Here is a 22,183-nt window from a genome sequence, read left to right on the forward strand (position 1 = left end):
CCTCAGTTTTGAGGAAGTAAAATCCTCTAATCATCACCTCCGCCCTCTTCTCCACCCTCTTCCTCTTCCTCGCCTTCGCCAGTCTCAAGCCCATTCGTCTCTGTTTCTAGCTCCTCTTCAGTTTCTGTATTGCCTGCAGTGTCACAGGCAACAGTTAGAGAAGAAAGGCCAAGCACCAACGGTAAAACCATCCAGTTCGCTTTCATGGTGTTTGCTCTATATTATAACTAGAGTTAAATTATAGCTTGGAGCCAAAGATCATCGTCTGCCGCAAGGTATAAATTTTTTAGCCTAAATGTATAGATTTTCGCCGAGATAGTGAATAGAGATAATGCGGCGTAAAATCTAGTTCAAAATGTTTTGGTCTAAGTTTAAATAAATTCTCAGTCAAATCTCAAAGAATTGACAGATTCTATCGTCACTGTTTTTTCTAACTCAGGTGTGCCACAAATCTTTGAGGTTTTTAACGGCGATCGCGCTGCTATTTTGTATGGCTAAAACTAGTGAGCTGCTGTGTCTGCGATCGCAAAACTTCCTTAATGCATCGTCAATTAAGCAAATTTGAGTTGGCCAGCCACAGGTTTACTGGCCCGGATTCAGCTTTGTCATCTGCCAGGTGATCAGTGTTCCTACCGGGCTCCACAGCAGGAAGGGGAGCAACAAGAAGAAGGCTTTGGCGTCTACCTGCGTGACTAGCAAAGCCAGCAGTAACCCAAACACAAACCCCGCTGCCCCGATCGCCGTGCCCGCTCGCAAATTCTGCAACTTGCACATGACTGGGGTGTAGCTCACGATTAGCAGCTCTAGCACGATGTACCCCGCCATGAACCACCAGCTCTGGGTTTGCTTCCAGACAATGTAGGCCGACCAGCCACCGCAGATAAACACTACCGTCCATACGATAGGAATGGCAAACTCAAAGGTCAGCCAATCGGGGCGACGCTGGCGCTTAAACCATTTGATATCGCGAGAACCGAGCAGACTGGAGGCAGAGGCGATCGCCGCCCCCACCACCGCGATGACTAACCAAGTTGGAAACATCATCCACCTCATAGGGTTTGATTAAACTAAACCAGACCAGAGCCGCTACGACATCTTACCCATGGCACAACTTAAAAAAATGGCGCAATAGGGGTGTCAGCCTGCCATCAGCCTTTCAATGGTGTGGAGGTCTGGTGGCGTGTGATGGCTGAGGGGAAGAGTTGGCGATCGGGGAGTCATGGGTGAGAGCATTGAGGGCGTGGTGGGCAGTATCCACCCTACTTTTGAGCCTAACTAGCGCTATAGAGGTTGAAATAGTTTTAACGAATGAAACAATTAGGCGTTAATCATCTACTGTCTGCTGATAATTTCTAAAGCCACGTTCCCTTTCATTGACCTATCTGGTGTCGGATGACCGCTCTCAAATTGCTTCGCTCCATTGCTCTTTCAGCAACCGCAACTGTCACCTGGGCTTTAGCCGCTTCTAGCGGCCTTGCTTTTTCAGATACCCAATCTCACTGGGCCGCCACCTGTATTGACCAATTAGCGGCGCAACGTCGGGTGAGTGGATATCCCGAGGGTACCTTTCGCCCCCAGGCCACCCTGACTCGCACTGAATTCGCTGTGCTCATGCTCAATTCGTTTGGTGAGGTTGAGCCGACTCGCAGTGCGCCAACGTTTCGAGATGTGCCCGCTAGCTTCTGGGGCTATCGAGCGATTCGAGACGCCTACGCGCGCGAATTTTTCTCAGGCTATCCCGATGGCACCTTTCGACCGACAGAAGCCATTCCCCGCGTGCAGGCGATCGCAATTTTGGCGAATGCCACCCACATGAGCAGCCCAGAAGCAGCGGAAACCGTCTTGCAGCGATATTTTGACGATGCCCAGCAGGTGCCAGCCTACGCTAGAACTGCGATCGCCGCCGGAACGGCGGGGCGTTTGGTGGTGAACCATCCAAACGTGCGGCAATTGCAGCCCAATCGAGCTATCACTCGGGGCGAGGTAGCGGCCTTGATCTGCCAGTCCCTCAACCTCGCTCGAACGGTGCCTGTGCAATATGTGGCAGGCGATCGCACAGTATTTACGATTCCGCCTGAGCTGGGAGGGTTTGAGCGCTTTTCAGAGGGGCTGGTGCCCTTCTTGGTCAATGGAAAAGTTGGCTATATGAACGAACAGGGGGCAACGGTAATTGCGCCGCAGTTTGACGAGGGGGGAGCATTTTCAGACGGGTTAGCGGCGGTGCGGGTCGGGGCTGAATGGGGCTTTATCGATCGCACCGGAGCCTACGTCATTCCCTTGCAATTTGCGACTCGCCCTGATGACTTCTCTGATGGCCTGTCCGCCATTCGCACTGTGGATGGACTGACCAGATTCATGACTAAAACGGGGGCGATCGCAATTCAGCCGCAGCCCTATTACGCGACCTCTTTTACGGAAGGGCTCGCCGCGATCTCGGTCAATGGTCAATCTGGCTTTATCGACAAAACGGGTGCGATCGCGATTCAGCCTCGGTTTGAGCAAGTCAGAGCGTTTTCCGACGGGTTGGCGGCTGTGAAAGTGCGTCATTCTCCCACGGCTAATGCGTTGTGGGGCTATATCGATCGCACCGGAGCCTTCGTCATCGAGCCTCAGTACACCGATGCCGAGCCGTTTTCTGAAGGATTGGCTGCCGTTCTCGGTCTCAATGGTGACGGACGCACCTGGGGCTATATCAACCGCGCTGGTGAAACGGCAATTCAACCGCAATTCTTTGCCCATGCAGAGTATCAAGGCCCGGTGACGACTCCCTTTTCGGGGGGCATTGCGATGGTGCGTCGGGGTGAACAGGCCGGGTTTATTGACCGCACGGGGCGCTATGCGATCGCAACTCAGTTTGTCGATGCCGATCGGGTCTCAAATGGCATGGCACGGGTCAATGTGGGCGGCACCTGGACGCGGGTGCAAACGGGCTGTACCCAAAGCGACGGCTGCTTTTATTCCAGCCAGCTCCGGGGTGGCAAGTGGGGCTACATTCAAATGCCGCGCACCGCCAATCCATAAGCAAAGCACCTGTGGGGTAGGCACTGGCCCGCCCTACTTTTACAAATGCACCAGCTAACTTTCAGTACTGCCTTAACTTTCAGTAGGTTAAATGCTGCTAGAAGAAACTGCGAACAACAACTGAAATTAGGCTGCTTCCAATTTGATGGAATCGCCTTTTTTTAACACTCCTTCGACTAACACTGCACAATAAAGCCCAGCGAAGTTGTCGTTTGCTTGGGCAACTTTCTGTGAAACTTCTGGATTATGCTCCCCTGTGTCTGGATCGAGCGAAATCATCTTGCAACGCGGGTCGCGCTCCAGCACCATGACCGTCGCGGTCGAACCGATCCGTAGGCGGCGACCGACAAAATTATCTTCAGCAAATCCGCTTTCGTCGGATACAAAGTCGAAGTAGACGTTTGCTCGAAAACGCCGCTTGTCAATTGGGATTGAGCATTCAGATTCAATTTGTCGAATCGTGGATAGGCTGATCAACGAAATCGGGCGACAATCGGTTAAAGCCCGGTCTGAACGCACGAGTTTTAGCTGGGTCTTTTCGTCGAGTCCTTCACTTAGCAGTTGGATCAGTTCTGGGTCATCGACAGAAATAGTTTTGCCTGCCGGAGTGACAACATCTAAAAGCATGTCTTCTGGGTCGCTGTTAGCCGGTGTCACCCCAGGGGCTATGCTTGCTGCTTCAGTTAGATTTGGCGGTTTTGAGGCTCGTTCTGGGTAGCGATATTGCGGACTACACTGCAACATTTTTTGTTGCACGTTCGCGTTCAAATAGGGAAAGCCTTTGCGGGCAGTGGAGCTTTTGAAGGCATAGCAGCGATCGCCGTAGATGCCAGAAAACCCCATGAAAATCTCGGGCATTTCCACACCGCGCATGCTTTTGACTGGGTAGCACCACAGGCTCTCGACGGTTCCGATAGTTGTCATATCAAAACTGAAAATCTCGTTTTAGCTGGCTACTGCTAATTGATTGAGATTATAGGCTCGAATGAGACTGATGCGCCAAGCCATTAGCCAACTTTTTCTGGGGAAGAAGCTGTATGTATTGATATTGGTGTAGATGGGCTTTCTCCTTAGCGGTAGATAAAGTCGCAATGATCGCCTCCAAAACAGACGCGGGCAAACCCATCAGAAAAGGAATAGGCATCATCATACACAGGGCGAATTGCCCAACGACCTTGGCGATCGATGAATCCCCAGTGACCTGAAAACCCCTGCTCATCTGCATCGACCCATACCGCCGCCAGCCCTAACCGAAACTCCATGGCACCATCAAATCGCGGTTTGATGACCCATTTCCCAGTTTTATCGATGTAGCCAGATTTTTCGGAGTCTACAACCGCAATGCCGTCAGAAAAGGCCATCGTCCGGGCGGGGCGAGGAGCAATACGCCAGGCTCCTGTGGTGTCGATATAGCCTCCGCCTTCGTCAGTCGCCACAGCGGCCAACCCTTCGGAAAATGCGTATGCTGAGCGGTATTTAGGCGGAATCACCCATTCTCCAGTCAGATCGAGAAAGCCCCACTGTTCACCGTCCTGGGCTGCTGCTAAGCCTTCGTGAAATGGGTGTAGATCTGTAAATTTGGGGGAGACGATCCATTGTCCGGTGCGATCGATGATGCCCCAGCGATCGCCTACTAGCACTGACGCACGATCATCCACAAAACCATCTGCTGCGTCGAACTGAGGGGGAATTACCCACCGTCCATCTCGGTTGATGTAGCCCCAGCGGTCGTTTTGGTACACCGAGGCCATGCCCTGCTGAAACTGGTAGTCAGCGATAAACTTCATGGTTTGTGGCCGTGGCAACGGCTTTCGCTGAAACTGATGTTTAATCACCATCTCACCGGACGGATTGATGAACCCATACAGCCCATTTTTCATGACCGCCGCCAGCCCTTCTGAAAAGTCTTGAGCCAGCTCAAACTCAGCAGGGATAACTAGTTTCCCTTGGCGATTGATGTAGCCATAGCTCTGGAACACCGGCTCGACTTGGGCCAACCCTTCGTGAAAGCTATGGGCGGAAACAAACCAGCGATTGACTAATAGTTGCCCGGTCTGTGGCGTGATGTCTTTGGAGCGGATGGGATAGCGATCGCATCCCCCAATCCCCAACATGACGCACCCCAACAGAACTATGCACCCCAGGCTCAACCTCAACCGTCGAAGCCACCGCCGTCTCCGTTTTACACCCATGCCAGCACTATCCACTCCAGAAATCTAAAGTTCAAAAGGTTTCAGATATTCTATTGCTGCTGCTTATTGGTCTTGTTTATTGAGTTGGCTGGTGATGGGATAGAGGGTTTGGCCCAGGTAGGTGTTGGGTAGTGGCTTGGTAGTGCCGTATTTGGCTGGCCAGTGCTTGCCGGGCAGGTGCATAGTTTTGAACACCCAGTCAAAGAGGATGGTGTGGGCGGAGTAGTTGGTGTCGATGGCGGGGCGTTCGGAACTGTGGTGCCAGTGGTGAAATTGAGGGGTGACGATGATGTATTTGAGGAAGCCGAAGGGCAGGTCGAGGTTGCAGTGGATGAGGACGGCTTGGAGAGCGGCAAGGGTAACGTAAAGGCCCAATGCTTGTTCGCTAACGCCAAGCAAATAGAGCGGCAGCATGACCATGGCGCGTTCTGAAAAGACCTGGATGAAGTGCCCACGTGAGCCAGCAAGCCAATCTAGGTCTTCGACGGAGTGGTGGACGGCGTGGACGGGCCAGAGGAGTTTGACTTCGTGATACAAACGGTGTTCCCAGTAGAGAACGAAGTCGGCGGAGAGAATGACGAGGAGGAGTTGAAAGAGGGCTGGGGTTGACTGGAGCGAGGCTTGGAAGTCAGGGTTCACAGCCCAATGGAAGCGGCTGGCGCTGTGGTTTGCATAGATGATGATCGCAGAAATTGCCAGATGATTGAAGCAGAAGTAGGCGAGGTCTAGGCCCCATCCTTTGCGGAGGATGACTTGGTTTTTGTATTTGGGGAATAACTTTTCCAAACTCATGAAGATGAAGACGGAGCCCAAGAATGCCAGAATGAGCCAGTCGAGACCAAGGGATAGGTGGTGGGCTTCTGTGCTTTTTAAGGGAACGTTGTGACCGCCGATGGCAAAGGCGATTGTGGTTAAGAAGATGCCAATCGCGCCGAGTGAACGATATTTCTTGAGTACGAATGTCAGGATGCCAAAAAATAAGGAGAAATACATGCCGTATTTCAGGAGACCTTGGAGAAAGGCGGCATCGTAGACTTGGCGCAGTTCAGTGGTGGTGAGATAGGCGGGGTAGAGGTAAGCCAAGACGGAGAGTAGGCTTAGGGCTCCGAGAAAGACTGAGCAATAGCCGCTGATTTTACCTTCGCCAAGGCGGAATTGCCGCTCTCGATCAAGCTCAACTTGGCGATCCTGATATTCATAATCATCTGTCATGATGAGGTGATTTCGCTAAGGCATTCTTAACAGAAGGATACCCATAATAGAGTCTGTCTAACGACCCCAACCACCCGCCGCAGATCACCTTGAACACTTACCAATAGCCTTTTGGCGGTCGGCGTGCATTGGGATTGTTATACGGTGCCATATTACAGAATTAATACTTACCTTACTCTTCCTGTATACTTGCCGAGGTAAAATACTCACTGTTCCATTGATCAAGTAACTGCTTCGAGTCTTCATAACTAGCGAAAATATCTTTATGCATCTCTAGCAACTCGGAGTAAATACGTAGAGTTTCCTTGCATCGAGACAATTTTGAACCCTTGAAATAAATTTCAGCCGCTTTCCGCAGATCTTCAACTATCCTTGCCAGCAACAATGGCTCATCACCTAAAAAGTAGGTTGAGAATCTAACCATTAAAAACGATTTGCAGATAGCTCTCCAATAGAAACTATCTGGATAATCAGGAAGAATTTTGATTGCGTTGTCATAATTTTTTATCGCCAAGTTGTAGTGTTCAAAAGCGATCACATCGTCGCCATATCTACTAATTCTTGTAATAAGATCTTTATTTTCAATATCCTCATAAAAATCATTGTAGTAAGGTAAAAAGTAAGCCTGACCTCTCACAAGAAAAGCTAATCCTAAACCTGGATTAGCTTTTATAGCTTTCGTGCAACTGTTGATAGCCGATTGATAATCTTTTAGTTGCAGATAGCAAAAGCCTAGGGAATGATAACTAAAACCCGTCTTATCTTCAGGGAAGATCTTTATAACTTTCTCAATATACAGAATCGCATCTCTATATTTTTCTTGTTCAATAAAAGAGCAAAATGTATTAGTGATAAAAATCAGTTGATCTTTATTAGAATCATTTAATAATAGCGATAGATGCGGAATCTTATCGTAACTAATCAAGTCTTTTTCAAGACATATTTTTAGATTAGAAGTCAGCTTGCTAATCGAATTTGCCTTGTTTAAGCTGCTCTCGATCTGTTTAACCTTTGCATACCTGCTTCTTGCCAGTTCCAGAAAATGCAAAACAGAGTTCTTGCTGTAGATCAGATCTTTCTTATTCAGATTACAAGATCTACATGCTGGAACCCAGTTATGGTAACTATTGATCTTGAATTCAGGATTTAATCCATAGTCTTTTATTATGTTTCCCAATTTTTGGGGTGTACCAAGAAGGCTCTCGGGAAGAATGTGATCGATATTTAAAGAATTAAGATTCAAACGCTGATTACAATAAAAACACTTTTGCCCATGAGCTTTCCATATAGACTCACGCTCTATTTGTGTAAATTTATGTTTAGTCATGTAAAAATAGAAAATTATTGATCACACATCGAGAAGTAAGAGTTGAAGAATAACTCATCAAGACGCCAAGTAGCTCTGGATTTGATCTAAAAATATGACTATTTAGTCCGCACTGAAGTCAATAACTTCAAGCACAGAATATTCTCCAGCTAAAATAGCACCATCTCGGATGACTCCTCTATTAGGTGTGCAAATATGGTACAGTCTCCTACGCTCGTCATAGAGAATCGCAATTACTAATTCATTATTGAAGGATGTAGATTTACCCACCTCAGCTTCATACTGACTACCATCATGTTTCCACCTGATGAACCTGATTTTTCGGTCAGAAAACTGAACACCTAAGTGTAATTTAATAGCTTCGTATACTCTTTGTTCCGATTCGAGTGAATCAGCAGCAGGAATGAAAAACTTCATGCTCTAAGTACCCTAGCAGTACACATTGCTGTTATTTTAGCTTGACTAAGAAAGGTTGACCTCGCTTTATAAAGCTTATAGACAAGCGCCAGGTATTACTTTGCTACAGGAACTCAAGTCTAGAGACACACCTCAAGACCTCACTACCAAGAATTGAACCGTATAACTATGTATTAAGTGTTAGATCTGCTAGATAAGACCCTGTACTTCCCGCATTATTCAGCACATTCACGGGATAACACCCAGGTTTAAGGAATTAAACAGAACATTTGATGGATAAGCCCAAGTTTTCGGGGTGTTATCCGGCAGATCTGAGGGTTAATCCTGGAGATTGGGGTACTTATTCGTTAAAAATGCTGTCTAAGTACCTAATAACGTACTTATCTAGCACTTGTCCATTGCGTCATCTCAGATAAGCTAACTCCTAAGCAAGTCCATTGCTCCACGGTTGACGGGGAGCTTTTGTACCACTATTCTCATACATTAAGCCGTTCAGCAGAGCGGTGCTTACGCAGAACTCGAAAACTTTAGCGCTGCCTGAAGGTGCTGGTAACACCAACAGACAGCTAACCCCGCAAATCTTGCACGCAGATTGCGAGGCTAGGCTCATCGTACCCTAGCCCCCTCAGTTTGCACTTCAACTGCGGGTGGCTAGGGTTTTCGCGTTCTGTCTTCCTAAACCACAACTGGAGACAGAACCCATGTTTGAATATCTCGAACCCGATGCCAGCGGCGCATCCAATCTTCCGCCGTCTTCGCGCAGCACCCCGCCAGCTCGCCCAGAGCGGGTGCGCCACATGCTCTACGGCAGCCTCGCAGGCATAGACCGCACCATCAAAATCCTCCACGCCTACGGCTACGCCGACCCCAACGATTGGAGCGACCCCATCCCCGCGCCGCCCACCAGCATCGAGCCGCGACACCCTAGCGAGCCTCAAACATGGATGGCAATTCTCACCAAAACCGTGCTGATTGAGTAAGTCTCTTCATCACAGATAACGGGTTCCTATTGCGGCTGTCCAAACCAGGCTACAAGCAAAGGAACCCGGTACCTTATCGCCTCTACTGGCAATCTGCGCCCTGCGATCGCCAAACTGATACGGCTGTTTAGCGATCTGTGCCCTGCGATCGCCAATGTGGCACAGCAGATCATCAATGTGGCATAGCAGTTTAACGATCTGAAGGCGCAGCAAAGCGATCTGAGGCCTGCGATCGCCAATGTGGCACAGCAGTTTGGCGAAACTGGCACAGCAGTTTAGCGATCTGCAACCTCAGATCGCCAATGCGGCACAGCAGATCGTCAATGTGGCACAGCAATTTGGCATTGCAGGTTCAAAGCAGGGCTCTGCGGCGGGTCAGCTTAAGACACACCATTCTGCATTGTGATAGTGCTCCGCCATTTGACCGATGTTTGCCGCAAAATTGTCTGCCCTAGCGCGAGTTGGAAACCCCAGGGGCAGCATGAACTTGTGCGAAACAACGCTCTAATCCGGTGCAGCGGCAAACGCCCCACCCAGCACCACTCAACCCCTGAAAATCTTGCCCCGTTGCTGACACGTTCCAAAAACACCAACCGATTAACCTTATTTGAGGGTGCCACCCATGGCCATTGTCGATACCAGTCGCCGTCTCCAGACCCGCGTCATTTTGCAAGATGTTGAGTCCTACGAAGGGCTTAACGCCGTAGACGACTACACCGCCCGCCGCCCCGAGGCCACCCCCGAAGCGCTACAAACCAACTTGACCACCATGCAGGCCAAACAGCAAAAAGAAACCGAACTAGCGGCCCTGGCCAAAGTCGCTGCCGACGAAGCCCGCCAGGCCGAGTGGGAATTCCACAACAGCGTCATCGCCATGAAAGAATCGGTGCGCGGCCTGTTTGGCTCCGACAGCCACGAAGCCCAATCAGTCGGCTACAAGAAAAAGTCCGATCGCAAGCGCCCCCGCCGCCGCGCCGCCTAAACCACCAGAGCCGCAAACCAGCCCCCAGAGTTCTAAACACCCTGGGGGCTTTGGCATTTCTAAACACAGGCATAAATCAACCAATCCATGCCCCCCGTCGGGGCAAACGGCGTTTGCCCAACCCAACCAGGCCAACCAAAGCAAATTCGGTGTTGCTGGATTGAGAAATGAATCTGCAAAAGCAGCAGTTGCTGCATAGGCCCCCCAACCCCCCAAATTTGGGGGACTTTGAAGTCGTCTGGTTCCCCCCCAGAATTGGGGGGCTAGGGGGGCACATCATACCGCTGATCAGCAACGCCGCAAATTCCGCATAACCGATCGCCCTTAGCTGAGCAAACAACTCGCATCAAACCTCAGAGATTTCTACAGACGGCTCCAGCGTCACATCTTCGTACAGAGCCGCAATGGTATCTGTCAAGCCAACGCTTTCCAAGCAAAACGTCGCTGTTTCAGGAGTGTAATACTGCAACACCCACAGCCCCAACCCATTGCGGCGAAAGCATTCCACCCGCTGGTGGCGCGTGTTGAGCAAGACGTATTCTTCTAAGCTCTCCAGGGTTTGGTAGTCGGCAAACTTGTCGCCTCGGTCAAAAGCCTCCGTAGACTCAGACAGCACCTCCACCACCAGCTTAGGGAAGCGCTTATATCCCTCAGTCTCTTGATCGCGCGGGTCACAGGTCACCATGATATCGGGGTAGAAAAAACGGTTACGCGCCTCAATTCTCGCTTTCATATCTGAAATATAGACCCGGCAGCCCGTACCGCGCACATGGCTGCGGAGCAGGGCAAAAAGATTTCCCGCGATGGTGACATGCCCATCGCTGGCTCCAGCCATGGCATAGACTTCCCCCCCAAAATACTCATGCTTGATAGGGCTTTCGGCTTCGAGCTGAAGGTAGTTTTCGGGGGTGAGATATTGCGGTGAGGCGACCATGGCATTTAGTTAACGTCAACAGTCAAGGGTTAGCCTGTGAGCTAATCTCCAACCATCCTACTGTCTGTGGCAGCCGCACCGCGATGGTTAATACTGGCCCCATCGAGCCAACGCGGCTGCTAGCCCGATGGGCAGGTTCGTAAAGCATAAATTGTTAGCGATCGCCTTCAAAGACCACCCAACGACAGGTGGTGATTTGCGGCTATCGAGATAGGGTAAAGCCAACAGGGAAAATCATAGCGATCGCCGCAACCACTGCTTAGGCAGTGGCAAGCGATCGCTAGGCCCAGCGGCTTGCCCTGCTGCTAAACTCGGTCTACACCGAGCAGTCTAGCGCTCCCTAGACCGTTGACCCGCACTACTGCACTACCAGGGCCGAACAAGGAACTAAATTAACTTGAGAGAACAATCCTTTGAATTTTACAGCATCGCCTTTTTAGGGATTATTCTGTGTCGTTATTTTGTGGTAGCAGGCATCACCTATTGGTTCTTTTATTCGCCGGTCAGTCAGTCATTTATTAACCATCGGCTGCGGCATCGGGTACCATCTTGGCCAGCGATTCGTCACGATATAAAACTGTCGGCGCTGTCGGCCTTGGTGTTTGCGTTAGCTGCTGGCTTTGTGCTCTCCGCCTACCAAGACGGAGCCACCCACCTCTACACTGACCCGAGAGAATATGGACTGTGGTATTTGGGGGCTAGCTACAGCGCAGTTTTGGTTTTGCAAGATACCTATTTTTATTTCACCCACCGGCTGTTTCACCACCCTAAGCTGTTTCCCTGGCTCCACCGGGGACACCACCGATCGCGCTACCCCACCCCCTGGACTTCGTTTGCCTTTGACCCCCTAGAGGCCGCTGTTCAAGCGCTCTTTTTAGTTGGCATTGTCTTTGTGCTACCGCTGCATTTTATTACGGTCATTGCTGTGCTGACAACGATGACGGTGTGGGCTGTGCTTAACCATTTGGGTCCAGATCGCCTACCGGCCCTGTTTCCCCACCACTGGTTGGGAGAGTGGGTGATTGGCCCCGCCCATCACTCTATTCATCACCTCAAATATGCTGTGCACTACGGGCTTTACTTCACGTTTTGGGATCGGCTATTGGGCACCCAAGACCCAAACTATACGCAAAACCTCAGCGACTTTCGACTCGGTCGCAGCGACAGCGTCTAGCCCGTAGCTCTAAGGGTTGATTACTGAAGTCTATAGCCTGGTTTTGTGGGCCATTTCTTGTAATGGGTATTTTCGTTGCGTTAGTGATTGTGGCGCTCTGGCTGAGCAGTTGGGCGGGGCTTTTGCTGGTAGATATAGCCCAGCTCAACCTGCTGTGGATTTTGGCGGCTTTGCTGGGGCGTACTTATATTCAAACAGGGCTATTTATTGTGGCCCACGATGCCATTCATGGGGTTGTGGTGCCGGGCGATCGCCGCTTAAACCACGGCATTGGGCGACTCGCCGTCAGCCTATATGCTCCCCTGTCCTATCAAAAACTATCTATTAACCACTGGCGGCATCATCGGTATCCTGGGCAAGCTCAAGATCCCGATTTTCACGACGGCATTCACCGCAGCTTTGTCCGCTGGTATTGGAAATTTATGTCGGGCTATCTAAACGGCAAAGAAAAGGTAGTCATGCTGGTAAAGCTAATTGCCATCGGTCTAACGCTCATTATTGGCTTTCAAATTCCTGTCAGTCGTCTGGTCTTGTTTTGGCTTTTGCCCATTGTCCTAAGCTCGATGCAGCTATTTTTGTTTGGCACCTACTTGCCGCACCGTGCGGGTCAAGCCAATTCCCACGGTGCGGTTAGCAGCAACTATCCGCTGGTGCTGTCGCTGCTGACCTGCTACTACTTCGGCTACCACTGGGAACACCACGAGTATCCCCACCTGCCCTGGTACCACCTGCCTTCAGCCCGCCAGTTCAATACTTAAAACGAGGAGCGCACGGGCCGCCACAGCAATTAAAAGAGCATTCGAGGAGTCCTATTTCGGCGTTGCTTAAGGCAAGTATGATTTGCCCCCCAGCCCCCCAATGCTGGGGGGAGCCAGAGTCTCAAAGTCCCCCAGTATTGGGGGATTTAGGGGGCCATGCCGCAGCTAAAGGTTTTGCCGGTTCATTCCTCAATTCAGCAACGCCCCTACTTCTTGTGGCAAACGTCCGAAACCCGCGATCGCACTGCCCCACTGGCTATTGCACAATGCCCCGGTAGGGATACCAGAGCTGCACCCGCTGACCCTGGGCCATCAAAAACTGACCATTGGGGCTGAACTGAAACTGGCCCACGTCGTGGAGCTGCGAGAGCGGCTGCCCGTTCGCCACCGACCACAGGGTCATGCCCTGGCTGGGGATGGGCTCACTTTGCACCAGGGGCAGCAGCAGGGTGCTGGTGGCCAGGGTTAGCCCATCGAGGCTAAAGGCCACTTCGCCTAGGTTGGTCGGCTGAATGGGGTGCCCCGCGCTTTGGTTAAGCGTGAGGGTATGAACCGTTTCGTAGGTTTGTCGGTTCCACAGGCGAGCCGTTTTGCCGTCGCTGGTGGCCAGACGCTGGGAGTCGGGGCTAAAGGCCAGGTGCCGCACGGTCTCGGTGTGCCCGGTGAGGGTAAGCTGGCGTGCGCCAGTGGTGGCGTTCCAGAGCTTGACGCTGTTGTCGCGATCGCCCGTAGCCAAGGTTTGCCCATCGGAGCTAAAGGCCAGGGGTAGAGGCGGGATACCACGGCCAGCTCGGTTGACCAGGGTTCGCACCAGTTGCCCCGTGGTGGCATCCCAGAGCTGGAGGGTGTTTTGGTCAGTGGCGATGGCCAACCGCTGACCGTTGGGGCTAAACCGCAGGGTATGCACCATGCCATCGGCGGCATTCATCGGCATCGTCCGCAATAGCTGCCCGGTTTGTAGGTTCCACAGTTTTAGGGTTTGGTCGGCGCTGGCGCTGGCCAGCGTGGTGCCGTCAGGGCTGATGGCGATCGTCCGCACCGCATACCGATGCCCTTGAAACGTGCGAATCTGCTCACCCGTCGTCGCCGACCACAGCCGCACCACACCGTAGGACATGCCCGCCGCGACAAACTGACTGTCGGGGGTAAACGCCACGGCATTGGCCACATCCCCCACGATGCGAGTGGCTTGGCTGGCAGGTTCCTGGGGCGGATTCCCTTGGGCAGACGCCTCTAGGGCTGGCCCCCGATGCAGAGTGATAATGCGATTGCCGCGCTCAGCGTTCCACAGGGCCAGGGCGCTTTCGCCCCGGATGCACGATCGCTCGTAGCTGTAGCTGCCGATGGCAATGGTTGCCCCGTTGGGGCTAATGGCCGAAGACGTGGTGTAGATCGGGCATAGGGAGTCGGGGTAGAGGGATTTTAGATCGATGCTGCTCGCCAACTGGGGTTGGTGCCAGGAGCCGATCTCCGGAGCGGGTAGATCTAGCGCTGTGCTGACCCAATTAAACAGCAGCGGCAGATACTGGTTGAACCGTTCGCCCTGGAGGTACATGGCGTCGATGGTGCAGCTGCCACAGCTCTCGCCCGAAAAAAGTTTGGCGATTTGCTCCCAGCTCACCCCGGCCCAGGGCAGGTGGCCCACTGGGGCATCCAGGGATGGGTTGATTTCTGACTCGGTCAGCCATTCTCCAGCAATCAAGGTGGGGTCTGCCATGCCGGGAGGGCGCGTCCAGCCGACGCGATCGCCAAAGGCCTTGGCCGCCACCGCCGAATCTACCGGGTTCGCGGCTCTCACCTCAGCCCAAATTTGCTGCTGCACGCTAAAGCCAAACCGACCGTCGCTGGCCTCAACCCAGAGCCGATCGAGGGTTTGCAGCACCTCCGGGGGAATGTTGGTCGCCAGCGGCGTACCGAGAATCGCGCCACCGGGATGAATCCAGGGATCTAGAATCCGGCGGGTTTCGGCATCGGCGGCCGCCCAGTCTTGGGCGGCTAGGTGCGATCGCAGCGCCCCCACATCTACCGCTTGGGCCTGGGCCCAGTTGGTTTGCTGAGCCGTCGGGTCGATCTGAGCTTGAAGGGAATTCACCGGCCAGCCCAACGTCATCGCCAGCACCAGGCCCAGGCCCAGATAGGCCAACCGTTTGAGTCGCTTCATGTTGCTGCGCATCATAGTCTTAGCCCCTGAATGATGGTGTCGAGATGGGGTTCAAAGGTTTCTACCGCTGTCTCGTCTGAGAACGAGCCGCTGGGGTCGCCGCTAATCACCCCGGTGACAAACACGTGGAGCATGGTGCCGTCGGTGGTCACATAGCCAATGCCCCGATCAAACAACGCCCCGTTAGGGTGAGTCATGGTGTAGCCGTAGCGGAGTCCGGGTAGGGTGCCCACGGAGATGGCTACCGGCGTTTCCCCCACAAACTTGAGGGCCGGGTCAGCCACCTGCCGGTCTTGTTCGATGGTGCGGTAGTGGTTGCTCACCCAGGCCTGAAGAAACTCAAGTTCTGACCCTTCGGGCAGCGGTAAGCCGCCCTGCACAGGGATCTCACTGAGGGGATGGCTAAAACGTTCTACCGTGCCAATCAGTTCACCGTTGGCCTCGACACACAGCAGCACTGTGTTGACGCAGGGCTCAACCTGCCAGTTTGGGGGAGCAGAGATCGGCCCCAAAATGTCGGCCCAGTTGGATGGGGTTGACTCGCCCTGAGACGTGGGTGTCTCCGGCGGAGCGGTCGGGGGCGTTGCGGAACAGGCTAGTAGAACTGTGGTGAGTAAACTGATGCCGACTAGAGCCGACAAGCGAAGCGGGGTTTTCATAGGTGATCGGGAGAGGAGGACGTTGCGCCATCGGGCGAGGGCAGAGGCAACGTCGGGGGCAGGATAGTGAACATGGGGCCGGGCGATCGCCTGCGGCTTAAGCCGCAGGGTCGCTCCAGTTCCTTCAGCCGCCAGCGAGATAATTCCGCATGGCAGGCCAGGGATTCTTCCAGTTCAGCTCCTATTTTCTCCAGAGGTTGAAGGGTTTTAAGGGCAGTTACCAGAACTGAAACGCGATGCTGAAACTGCCCTGGTCGCCAAGATCTGGCCCTTAGCCGATCGCCAAAGTTATCGATCGCCCATCCGGCGCAAAAGCCCCCTGGGTTCCAGTCCTGGCGATCGAAACTTCGTCGTAGACGGCATTGTCTGTATCGATGGCTTTGACCTCAATGCGGTCGGCATAGACGCTAAAGGTGGTAAACCCAAGCTGCGAGCTGGCGTGGGCCGTCCAGTCAGAGCGATCTACCGAGCGCAGCTTAGCGCCATTGCCAGAGGTGATATAGGTGGTGCCGTCGATCGGCTCGGTTCTTTCATAGTTGTGGTCGTGACCGTTGATATAGAGCTGCACGCCATGTTCGGCAAGCAGGGGCGAGAGATCGTCAATTAGTTTCTGCTGAGAACCGTGGTGGCCTGACGAGTAGACGGGATGGTGGGCAAACACAATTTTCCAGGGAGCCTGCGATCGCCGCAGCTCGGTCTCAAACCAGTCGAGCTGGTCGCGCCAAGGCGATTTGTTATCGCTGTCGATGGCCTGGGTTGTATCGAGGGCAAAAAACTGCACAGACTGCTGAGTAAAGGTGTAGTAGCGCCCGGCCATGTTGTAGCCCCGATAGCGGAGCTGATCTTCTCCGTTGTTGGTGCGGATGTCGTGGTTGCCTAAGACAGCATAAAACTTGATGTTTTGGCGCAGCAGTTCAGCGTAGGGCTGCTCAAAAACCCGCTCAACCTTCTCAATTTCTCCGTCCTCATAGATGTTGTCCCCGGTGAGCAACACGAGGGGAGCCGCCGCCATCCGCTGCCGCCGCACCATCGCCTGGGCTACGGCATGCTGTTCTCGCTCGCCAGTTCCCACATCCCCCGCTGCCATAAAGTTAAGCAGCGCATCATTTCCCGCCGCAGTTCTCGTCAAATAGCTGTCGGCAAAGGTTTGGGGCCAATAACGCCGCCCTACCGCTGCCGCAAAACCACCGAGGCCCAAGGCCAATAGTGCTCGACGTTTCAAGGGTACCAGCTCCGCTAACGCTAGGGGGTTTGCGCATCTATGCTCTGGCGAGAGATGGTATTAGTCAATCCGCAGGGCCTAGATTTCTTCGATTCTTTATGCGCCCCTTTATGAACCCAGCCAGGGCCAACGGCGCTGGCCCCTGCTAGACGGCCCTGGTTGGCAAGAGCGTTACCGCTATGATCTGCCCCGAATGGCGGGGGCGATCGCCAGAGTCTCGGCCCCATATAGCATGGCCGCAATATCGCCATCCGTCCAAACGTGGGGAGATTGGCAGTGGTGGGCCACAAGCAATCCCCAGAGATCGTCACCCACCAGCACCGGCACGACGAGGTTGGCCTGCACCCGCAGCTCGCGCAGAAAATTGCGGTGACAGTCGGCTATCGGCTCGGTCTCAATATCGGCGATCGCCCGAATTCGCCCAGCTAAATACAGCGCCGCATATTCGTCGGTAAAACATTCATCTGGCCCAGTAGAACCAAAGATCGAAAACTGCGGATCGCTGAGGGCTTCAAAGGTGACTCGCCCTTGCCAGGGGCGATAGAAGTAATACAACAGCACTCGGTCAGCGCCCAGTTTTTCTTGCAGATCGCGGGTGGTATCGACGATCTGCGTGTCTTTCTCCAGGGTAGTCAAGAGGTGCGTAATGATCCGCTGAAGACCGTCATCGGCTCGCCAGTCCGAGTCGGGATGGGGCTGCTTAGAAGAGGGCTGTTGCACAGATAGATTCGGTGTAGCTACTGGAGAATGGGATGCTTACAATTTTAACAAGATTCCAGGGTGGTCTGATTGCTTCGCAATCAGACCGGTGTAGGAACCAGTGGTTCTGAGCCAGGTGGGAGAAGTTGGCCCAGAACCACATCATTTCTAGGGCCACCCTTCGCCCAGCGCTGAAAAGCGATGATCTTGCGATCGCTGTTGAGAGGATAAACCTAGGTAAACTGCCCCCAGAGCCCTCAGGTATCGCCGAGTGGATTTCGCCCTGAGGTTATTGGCTCGGTTGTCGTGGTAAGAGCAGATGCCACTGGTTCCGACCTCGGTACAGAAATTCACCAACAATCAGGCTGCCCTTGAGTGTAGTGGTGGCAATATCGTAGACCTGCTCAATGATTTGGAGAGCAACTGCCCTGGCATTAAAGCCCGACTCTGCGACGACTCTGGTGAGCTGCGCCGCTTTGTCAATTTCTATGTCAACAGCGAAGATATTCGCTTTCTCGATGGCAAAGAGACTGCCCTCAACGATGGAGATAGATATCAAAGCTTTTGTCCAGCGATTTGCCTTGTACCTAGCAGCACAATCCTTGTTCAAAAAAGCTCAACTGTTCTATCTACTGAAGAGAGAGCTAGGGTGAGGGCCGCAAATTTTCAAGCGATTTGCTATTAGTTTAGCTGAGCCAAGGATGACCGTTCGAAGTTGCATGAAGACGACCGCTCTAAGCTGAGTCTCGACCGTTGAGAACTGGCCATTAAGGGCAGCAAAGAGCACGGGGAAGTTAAGTACTTCCCCGTGCTTTTAACCAGCATACTGGTCAATGGATTGACCTAAGCAGCGGCAATTGTGAGCGCTAGCTTAAATCTTCTTGGAGTTAGCAGGACAAGTTGGGTCAGTAGTTGCAACAGTACCTGTGTTGTAACCGCCACCAGGGGCAGCAAGTGCAGCGGCAGCAGCAGTATTAGCTTCACACAGAATCGCTACGCTAGTTGCGTCTTGGGTAACTCCGCCTACCGTCTGTTGCTTGAGCTGAACAGTGCCCTGATAAGACTTGACGCCGACATCGTTGCTAGTGCCGTTTGTATAGGTGCCAGCAGTAGTGACACCAGATGCTACGGCATAGTCGTAATACTGGGTGTCTTCAACAATGCCGATGCCCAGGTTGCCAATGGTATTTGCAAAAGTGGGATTTTCTAAGCGGTAGGCTTGTTGTGCGCGGTTAACAGAACCCACATAGGTTTTAGCTTCAGACTGACGAGCTTTGTTAGCCTGGTTGAGGAAAGAGGGCAGCGCAATAGCAGCCAGAATACCGATGATGATAATAACCACCAGCAGTTCAATTAGGGTGAAGCCGCCTTCTTCTTTTTTGGTGATGAAGTGCTTCAGTAGGTTGGCTTTAAGAGATGCTTTCATGTGTGTATGTCTCCTTGGGTTAGGCGGCGGTAGAGGTGTTATTTGCGCCTAGGTCTAACTTACCCACGTGCCTCGACCGAGCGATCACACCCAATCAAAAAAGTTTTTCGACAATGGCAAGCAGCAGCACTCCAGAAGTGGGTGGAGTAGGGCCAGCAAGCCATAAGGGCTACAGCAAACGGGCATTTCCCCCAGCCCCACTCCTTAAAAGCAGTTGCTATGGGTTGTTGCGAAGATATGTCTTGGGCTGGGGGAGATGCCAATAAGTTATAGAGCTACTGGGGGAATAAGGACGCTGGACTAAATCGCATAAATGCGATCGCAGCCACAGTGGGTAGACTTATTCTAGAACCACCCCAAAACCTGAAACCCGCTCTACAGTTTCTTTACCCTTGCGACCCCGCCATGCCGCTCTCTTCAAGCCAACGCCAACCGCCCTTGCGCTGGGCCAAACAACTGGCAATTTGGGGCCTACCCGTTGCCCTGCTACTGGCCTTGGTGCCCCTACAGCAGCAGCGTCTGGCTAACCTAAAAGACAGCAGCATCACCGATCAAAGTCTTGACCAGCAAGACCAATCGACGGCTGCGACCCTGGCGTTGGCGCAGAAAATGCCCACCTTTGGGTTCGACAATCTGGTAGCTGACTGGTTTTTCCTGCGGTTTTTGCAGTACTTTGGCGATGATGAGGCTCGGGCTATAACAGGGTATAAGCTCAGTCCTGAGTTTTTTCGGGTAATTATTCCCAATGATCCATACTTCCGACTGTACTATGTTTTCTTGTCGGGTAGCACAAGCAATTTTGCCGCCATGCCAAATGATAGTGTTGCTATCATTACTCAGGGCTTAGAGCGGTTTACCCCTGAATTTCCTAACGATGGCTTTTATATCTGGCGCTACCGTGGGGTAGACGAATTACTCTATCTGGGCGACGGTGAAGCTGCTCAAAAGTCTTATCAAGCTTCGGCAGACTGGGCGAGGCAATCATCCCATCCCGATGCACCGTTTATTGCAGAAAATTCTCAACGCACCGCCGATTTTTTAGCCAATAATCCCCTTAGCAAACAGGCCCAGGTCAATGCCTGGGCCAGTGTCTTGGCCAATGCCTTTGATGATGCGACTCGCCAAAAAGCCATCGATCGCATCGAAGCCCTCGGTGGCAGCGTCATAATTAGCGAGACCGGCGAGATGAGGCTTCTATTTCCACCCGACGATTAGGCCGAGGCGCTCACTCAGGTAGATAGTCTAACGATAAGATTTGCTGGACTGTGTAAGGGCAACTGGTGGGCAGTTCATCGTAGGTTAGCGGAGTCTCTCGCACCACCAAATCAAGCCCCGACTGAAAGCCGACGGCAATGGCCTCTGACAGGTAGGGCTTGAGGCTGGGACTCTCTGCCAAGAGGTTAATGATTTCTCGCCGCTGTTCCCGCAGAGTAGCAACCCAACTCTTCGAACGCCGCTCAGACTGAAATTCCCACTTCAGTAGATGGCTTAGCAAAATCCCCAGTCGATTTCTTAGCTCTTGGCGTTGCTGCCGACCCAACGACTCGATTTCCTCTACTAAATTTGTAATGTCTAGGGCAGACCACTGCTGAGTTTGAAGCAGATGAGACTGTGCTAGCGTCCAAGCGTAGAAGTCAGCCTCGTAGAGAGGCTGGGGCTGAGCCAAGTTTTTGGCAGATTGATTCTCTGCAACCACTGTGATGCCCCAGCAAATGATTTAAACCTAGGATAGCCCAAGGTCACTGGCCAAGAGCTAGAGCCAAGGTAGAACTTACAACTGGCCGCAGTCGGCAATTACCACGGGTTCAGAGGTTTGGCCGCTGCGGCTGCCGACCTGCTCTATGGTGCTGACCACATCCATGCCCTCGACCACGCTGCCAAAGACCACGTGCTTGCCGTCAAGCCAGGGGGTGGCCACGGTGGTTAAGAAGAACTGTGATCCGTTAGTGTTGGGGCCAGCATTGGCCATGCTCAGGAGCCCAGGGGTGGTGTGCTTGAGAGTAAAGTTTTCGTCGGCAAACTTCATGCCGTAGATCGATTCGCCGCCGGTGCCATTGCCACGGGTAAAATCGCCGCCCTGACACATGAATTCAGGAATGACGCGGTGAAAGCTAGAGCCTTTGAAGTGCAACGGCACGCCGGAGGTGCCCATGCCTTTTTCGCCGGTGCACAGGGCGCGGAAGTTTTCGGCGGTTTTGGGGGTGACATCGGCCCGCAGTTCCATGACGATGCGGCCTGCGGGAGTACCGCCAATGGTGATGTCAAAAAATACTCTGGGGTTGGTTGCTTCAGTCATAGGTAGTTCTTAAAGGGGCAGGGTTAACCTTTGCCATTAACCCACAGTTTGGGCCAGGTGAATACCTGCTTGCAATGGCAGTGCAGGATGCTGTTTCACTATAACGATGAAACTCTTTGCTGGGTCAGCAACAGAGCCTGCCGTACCCTTATTGGCAACATTCTACCCACGGTCTACAAGCGTGATGGCGATCGCCTGCATCGCTGAACTGGGGCTGGAGATCAGGTGCTAGGGGCGACCCCACTCTAAATGCCGAATGGCAGGTTCGCCATCAATATTCTCAACAATGACTGTGACGGCCTCTGAGTAACTGTCGCCTGCGATCGCTACGTAGGCCCAGCCCAAATCCGTCGGATGCTGCTCGGGCAACTGCCACTGCTCCATCGTGACGATCAGCTCCACATCGGTGGGTGACCCGTCGCCATACTCAACCATGGCCTCGTAGATTTCGCGCAGACTAGATGGGGTTAAGCCTGACCGCAACTCCGCTGACAACAAAGTATGCGCTTGATCAAAATCACCGGCAACTAAAGCATTGGCAAACCGCACTGCCAGCTTTGCGTAGGTGGCTTCACGGTTACATTCCATCGCCATACCTTGATTTTTAGAAATGTCCTTAGATTCACCAAAAACTATTTAGCTCTAATATTTCTAGCCACGAATCTTAGCCAACTCAAGTCTGTTATTTAGCAAATCAGAAAGGGCATTCTACTTTCAGGCTAA

The 22,183-nt window shown here is 52.7% G+C and carries 23 protein-coding genes and 1 pseudogene; 8 read left to right on the plus strand and 16 right to left on the minus strand.

Annotated features, from left to right (window positions below):
• Window positions 1-26: 26 nt before the first annotated feature.
• Both H6G07_RS06815 and H6G07_RS06820 read right to left on the minus strand, forming a co-directional pair.
• Entirely contained in the window at window positions 27-206 is a 180-nt protein-coding gene (locus tag H6G07_RS06815) for a hypothetical protein (protein WP_139296958.1), read from the minus strand.
• A 376-nt stretch (window positions 207-582) separates the two neighbouring features.
• The gene (locus H6G07_RS06820) at window positions 583-1,041 is read right to left on the minus strand and encodes a TspO/MBR family protein (RefSeq protein ID WP_073607752.1); all 459 of its coding nucleotides are present in this window, start codon (window positions 1,039-1,041) and stop codon (window positions 583-585) included.
• A 351-nt stretch (window positions 1,042-1,392) separates the two neighbouring features.
• Between H6G07_RS06820 and H6G07_RS06825 the strand changes: the two genes are divergently transcribed.
• A complete protein-coding gene (locus tag H6G07_RS06825) occupies window positions 1,393-3,021 on the plus strand; it encodes a WG repeat-containing protein (protein WP_073607637.1) in 1,629 nt (542 codons plus the stop codon).
• Window positions 3,022-3,147: 126 nt separating this feature from the next.
• On the opposite strand, the gene H6G07_RS06830 is transcribed toward H6G07_RS06825, so the two are convergent.
• The 5 genes from H6G07_RS06830 to H6G07_RS06850 all read right to left on the minus strand — a co-directional run bounded on the left by H6G07_RS06830 (window position 3,148) and on the right by H6G07_RS06850 (window position 8,169).
• Window positions 3,148-3,945 carry an MOSC domain-containing protein gene (locus H6G07_RS06830; protein WP_073607638.1) on the minus strand — a complete coding sequence of 266 codons (798 nt, stop codon included), beginning with the start codon at window positions 3,943-3,945 and terminating at the stop codon, window positions 3,148-3,150.
• A 146-nt stretch (window positions 3,946-4,091) separates the two neighbouring features.
• Window positions 4,092-5,135, minus strand: coding sequence for a WG repeat-containing protein (locus H6G07_RS06835; RefSeq protein ID WP_073607639.1), 1,044 nt, complete (start codon window positions 5,133-5,135; stop codon window positions 4,092-4,094).
• Between the two features lie 141 nt (window positions 5,136-5,276).
• Window positions 5,277-6,425, minus strand: coding sequence for a sterol desaturase family protein (locus H6G07_RS06840; RefSeq protein WP_073607640.1), 1,149 nt, complete (start codon window positions 6,423-6,425; stop codon window positions 5,277-5,279).
• 172 nt (window positions 6,426-6,597) lie between these two features.
• Complete coding sequence (locus tag H6G07_RS06845) at window positions 6,598-7,752, minus strand: tetratricopeptide repeat protein (protein WP_084172959.1); 1,155 nt, start codon at window positions 7,750-7,752, stop codon at window positions 6,598-6,600.
• A gap of 102 nt (window positions 7,753-7,854) precedes the next feature.
• The gene (locus tag H6G07_RS06850) at window positions 7,855-8,169 is read right to left on the minus strand and encodes a hypothetical protein (RefSeq protein ID WP_073607642.1); all 315 of its coding nucleotides are present in this window, start codon (window positions 8,167-8,169) and stop codon (window positions 7,855-7,857) included.
• Between the two features lie 701 nt (window positions 8,170-8,870).
• Between H6G07_RS06850 and H6G07_RS06855 the strand changes: the two genes are divergently transcribed.
• The 3 genes from H6G07_RS06855 to H6G07_RS06865 all read left to right on the plus strand — a co-directional run bounded on the left by H6G07_RS06855 (window position 8,871) and on the right by H6G07_RS06865 (window position 10,131).
• Window positions 8,871-9,149 (plus strand): hypothetical protein, encoded by a 279-nt coding sequence (locus H6G07_RS06855; protein WP_073607643.1) that lies wholly within the window; start codon window positions 8,871-8,873, stop codon window positions 9,147-9,149.
• A 253-nt stretch (window positions 9,150-9,402) separates the two neighbouring features.
• Window positions 9,403-9,555: a hypothetical protein gene (locus tag H6G07_RS06860; RefSeq protein WP_190740695.1), complete on the plus strand. Its 153-nt coding sequence runs from the start codon at window positions 9,403-9,405 to the stop codon at window positions 9,553-9,555.
• Between the two features lie 216 nt (window positions 9,556-9,771).
• A complete protein-coding gene (locus H6G07_RS06865; RefSeq protein WP_073607644.1) occupies window positions 9,772-10,131 on the plus strand; it encodes a hypothetical protein in 360 nt (119 codons plus the stop codon).
• A 346-nt stretch (window positions 10,132-10,477) separates the two neighbouring features.
• Here the strand turns inward: H6G07_RS06865 and H6G07_RS06870 are convergent, their stop codons facing one another.
• Window positions 10,478-11,065: a Uma2 family endonuclease gene (locus tag H6G07_RS06870; protein ID WP_073607645.1), complete on the minus strand. Its 588-nt coding sequence runs from the start codon at window positions 11,063-11,065 to the stop codon at window positions 10,478-10,480.
• Between the two features lie 397 nt (window positions 11,066-11,462).
• Between H6G07_RS06870 and H6G07_RS06875 the strand changes: the two genes are divergently transcribed.
• Window positions 11,463-12,239 carry a sterol desaturase family protein gene (locus tag H6G07_RS06875; protein ID WP_073607646.1) on the plus strand — a complete coding sequence of 259 codons (777 nt, stop codon included), beginning with the start codon at window positions 11,463-11,465 and terminating at the stop codon, window positions 12,237-12,239.
• Window positions 12,240-12,301: 62 nt separating this feature from the next.
• Window positions 12,302-12,997, plus strand: coding sequence for a fatty acid desaturase (locus tag H6G07_RS06880; protein ID WP_073607647.1), 696 nt, complete (start codon window positions 12,302-12,304; stop codon window positions 12,995-12,997).
• Between the two features lie 256 nt (window positions 12,998-13,253).
• On the opposite strand, the gene H6G07_RS06885 is transcribed toward H6G07_RS06880, so the two are convergent.
• The 4 genes from H6G07_RS06885 to H6G07_RS06900 form a co-directional block, all read right to left on the minus strand.
• Window positions 13,254-15,173, minus strand: a complete 1,920-nt coding sequence (locus H6G07_RS06885) for a GUN4 domain-containing protein (protein WP_073607648.1) — start codon at window positions 15,171-15,173, stop codon at window positions 13,254-13,256.
• The gene (locus H6G07_RS06890; RefSeq protein WP_139296960.1) at window positions 15,170-15,817 is read right to left on the minus strand and encodes a hypothetical protein; all 648 of its coding nucleotides are present in this window, start codon (window positions 15,815-15,817) and stop codon (window positions 15,170-15,172) included. Before H6G07_RS06890 ends, H6G07_RS06885 begins: the two co-directional genes overlap by 4 nt.
• A gap of 271 nt (window positions 15,818-16,088) precedes the next feature.
• On the minus strand, window positions 16,089-17,039 hold the full coding sequence (locus H6G07_RS06895; RefSeq protein ID WP_084172961.1) for a metallophosphoesterase: 951 nt from the start codon (window positions 17,037-17,039) through the stop codon (window positions 16,089-16,091).
• Window positions 17,040-17,216: 177 nt separating this feature from the next.
• Complete coding sequence (locus H6G07_RS06900) at window positions 17,217-17,759, minus strand: GAF domain-containing protein (RefSeq protein ID WP_073607651.1); 543 nt, start codon at window positions 17,757-17,759, stop codon at window positions 17,217-17,219.
• A gap of 298 nt (window positions 17,760-18,057) precedes the next feature.
• Between H6G07_RS06900 and H6G07_RS26255 the strand changes: the two are divergent.
• Window positions 18,058-18,315 (plus strand): annotated as a pseudogene (locus tag H6G07_RS26255) (MoaD/ThiS family protein); the annotation flags it as partial.
• A gap of 294 nt (window positions 18,316-18,609) precedes the next feature.
• On the opposite strand, the gene H6G07_RS06910 reads toward H6G07_RS26255, so the two are convergent.
• Window positions 18,610-19,164, minus strand: coding sequence for a type IV pilin-like G/H family protein (locus H6G07_RS06910; protein WP_073607652.1), 555 nt, complete (start codon window positions 19,162-19,164; stop codon window positions 18,610-18,612).
• A gap of 405 nt (window positions 19,165-19,569) precedes the next feature.
• Here H6G07_RS06910 and H6G07_RS06915 point away from each other — a divergent pair, with 405 nt between their 5' ends.
• Window positions 19,570-20,379, plus strand: coding sequence for a hypothetical protein (locus H6G07_RS06915; protein WP_073607653.1), 810 nt, complete (start codon window positions 19,570-19,572; stop codon window positions 20,377-20,379).
• Between the two features lie 10 nt (window positions 20,380-20,389).
• Here the strand turns inward: H6G07_RS06915 and H6G07_RS06920 are convergent, their stop codons facing one another.
• From H6G07_RS06920 to H6G07_RS06930, 3 genes are all read right to left on the minus strand, one after another.
• Complete coding sequence (locus H6G07_RS06920; RefSeq protein ID WP_244901906.1) at window positions 20,390-20,860, minus strand: DUF29 domain-containing protein; 471 nt, start codon at window positions 20,858-20,860, stop codon at window positions 20,390-20,392.
• A gap of 75 nt (window positions 20,861-20,935) precedes the next feature.
• Window positions 20,936-21,460, minus strand: a complete 525-nt coding sequence (locus tag H6G07_RS06925) for a peptidylprolyl isomerase (RefSeq protein ID WP_073607654.1) — start codon at window positions 21,458-21,460, stop codon at window positions 20,936-20,938.
• A 228-nt stretch (window positions 21,461-21,688) separates the two neighbouring features.
• On the minus strand, window positions 21,689-22,048 hold the full coding sequence (locus H6G07_RS06930) for a hypothetical protein (protein ID WP_073607655.1): 360 nt from the start codon (window positions 22,046-22,048) through the stop codon (window positions 21,689-21,691).
• Window positions 22,049-22,183: the final 135 nt, after the last annotated feature.

Origin of the sequence: Phormidium tenue FACHB-1052, from assembly GCF_014696675.1 — a bacterium.
Lineage (GTDB): Bacteria > Cyanobacteriota > Cyanobacteriia > Phormidesmidales > Phormidesmidaceae > Nodosilinea > Nodosilinea tenuis_A.

Bases quoted from the DNA above. Each gene is read 5' to 3' on its own strand.
- H6G07_RS06835 (WP_073607639.1), bottom strand. From the start codon at position 5,135: ATGTTGGGGATTGGGGGATGCGATCGCTATCCCATCCGCTCCAAAGAC.
- H6G07_RS06830 (WP_073607638.1), bottom strand. From the start codon at position 3,945: ATGACAACTATCGGAACCGTCGAGAGCCTGTGGTGCTACCCAGTCAAA.
- H6G07_RS06815 (WP_139296958.1), bottom strand. From the start codon at position 206: ATGAAAGCGAACTGGATGGTTTTACCGTTGGTGCTTGGCCTTTCTTCT.
- H6G07_RS06870 (WP_073607645.1), bottom strand. From the start codon at position 11,065: ATGGTCGCCTCACCGCAATATCTCACCCCCGAAAACTACCTTCAGCTC.
- H6G07_RS06820 (WP_073607752.1), bottom strand. From the start codon at position 1,041: ATGTTTCCAACTTGGTTAGTCATCGCGGTGGTGGGGGCGGCGATCGCC.
- H6G07_RS06880 (WP_073607647.1), top strand. From the start codon at position 12,302: ATGGGTATTTTCGTTGCGTTAGTGATTGTGGCGCTCTGGCTGAGCAGT.
- H6G07_RS06825 (WP_073607637.1), top strand. From the start codon at position 1,393: ATGACCGCTCTCAAATTGCTTCGCTCCATTGCTCTTTCAGCAACCGCA.
- H6G07_RS06925 (WP_073607654.1), bottom strand. From the start codon at position 21,460: ATGACTGAAGCAACCAACCCCAGAGTATTTTTTGACATCACCATTGGC.
- H6G07_RS06845 (WP_084172959.1), bottom strand. From the start codon at position 7,752: ATGACTAAACATAAATTTACACAAATAGAGCGTGAGTCTATATGGAAA.
- H6G07_RS06930 (WP_073607655.1), bottom strand. From the start codon at position 22,048: ATGGAATGTAACCGTGAAGCCACCTACGCAAAGCTGGCAGTGCGGTTT.
- H6G07_RS06865 (WP_073607644.1), top strand. From the start codon at position 9,772: ATGGCCATTGTCGATACCAGTCGCCGTCTCCAGACCCGCGTCATTTTG.
- H6G07_RS06915 (WP_073607653.1), top strand. From the start codon at position 19,570: ATGCCGCTCTCTTCAAGCCAACGCCAACCGCCCTTGCGCTGGGCCAAA.
- H6G07_RS06855 (WP_073607643.1), top strand. From the start codon at position 8,871: ATGTTTGAATATCTCGAACCCGATGCCAGCGGCGCATCCAATCTTCCG.
- H6G07_RS06890 (WP_139296960.1), bottom strand. From the start codon at position 15,817: ATGAAAACCCCGCTTCGCTTGTCGGCTCTAGTCGGCATCAGTTTACTC.
- H6G07_RS06840 (WP_073607640.1), bottom strand. From the start codon at position 6,425: ATGACAGATGATTATGAATATCAGGATCGCCAAGTTGAGCTTGATCGA.
- H6G07_RS06850 (WP_073607642.1), bottom strand. From the start codon at position 8,169: ATGAAGTTTTTCATTCCTGCTGCTGATTCACTCGAATCGGAACAAAGA.
- H6G07_RS06885 (WP_073607648.1), bottom strand. From the start codon at position 15,173: ATGATGCGCAGCAACATGAAGCGACTCAAACGGTTGGCCTATCTGGGC.
- H6G07_RS06910 (WP_073607652.1), bottom strand. From the start codon at position 19,164: ATGAAAGCATCTCTTAAAGCCAACCTACTGAAGCACTTCATCACCAAA.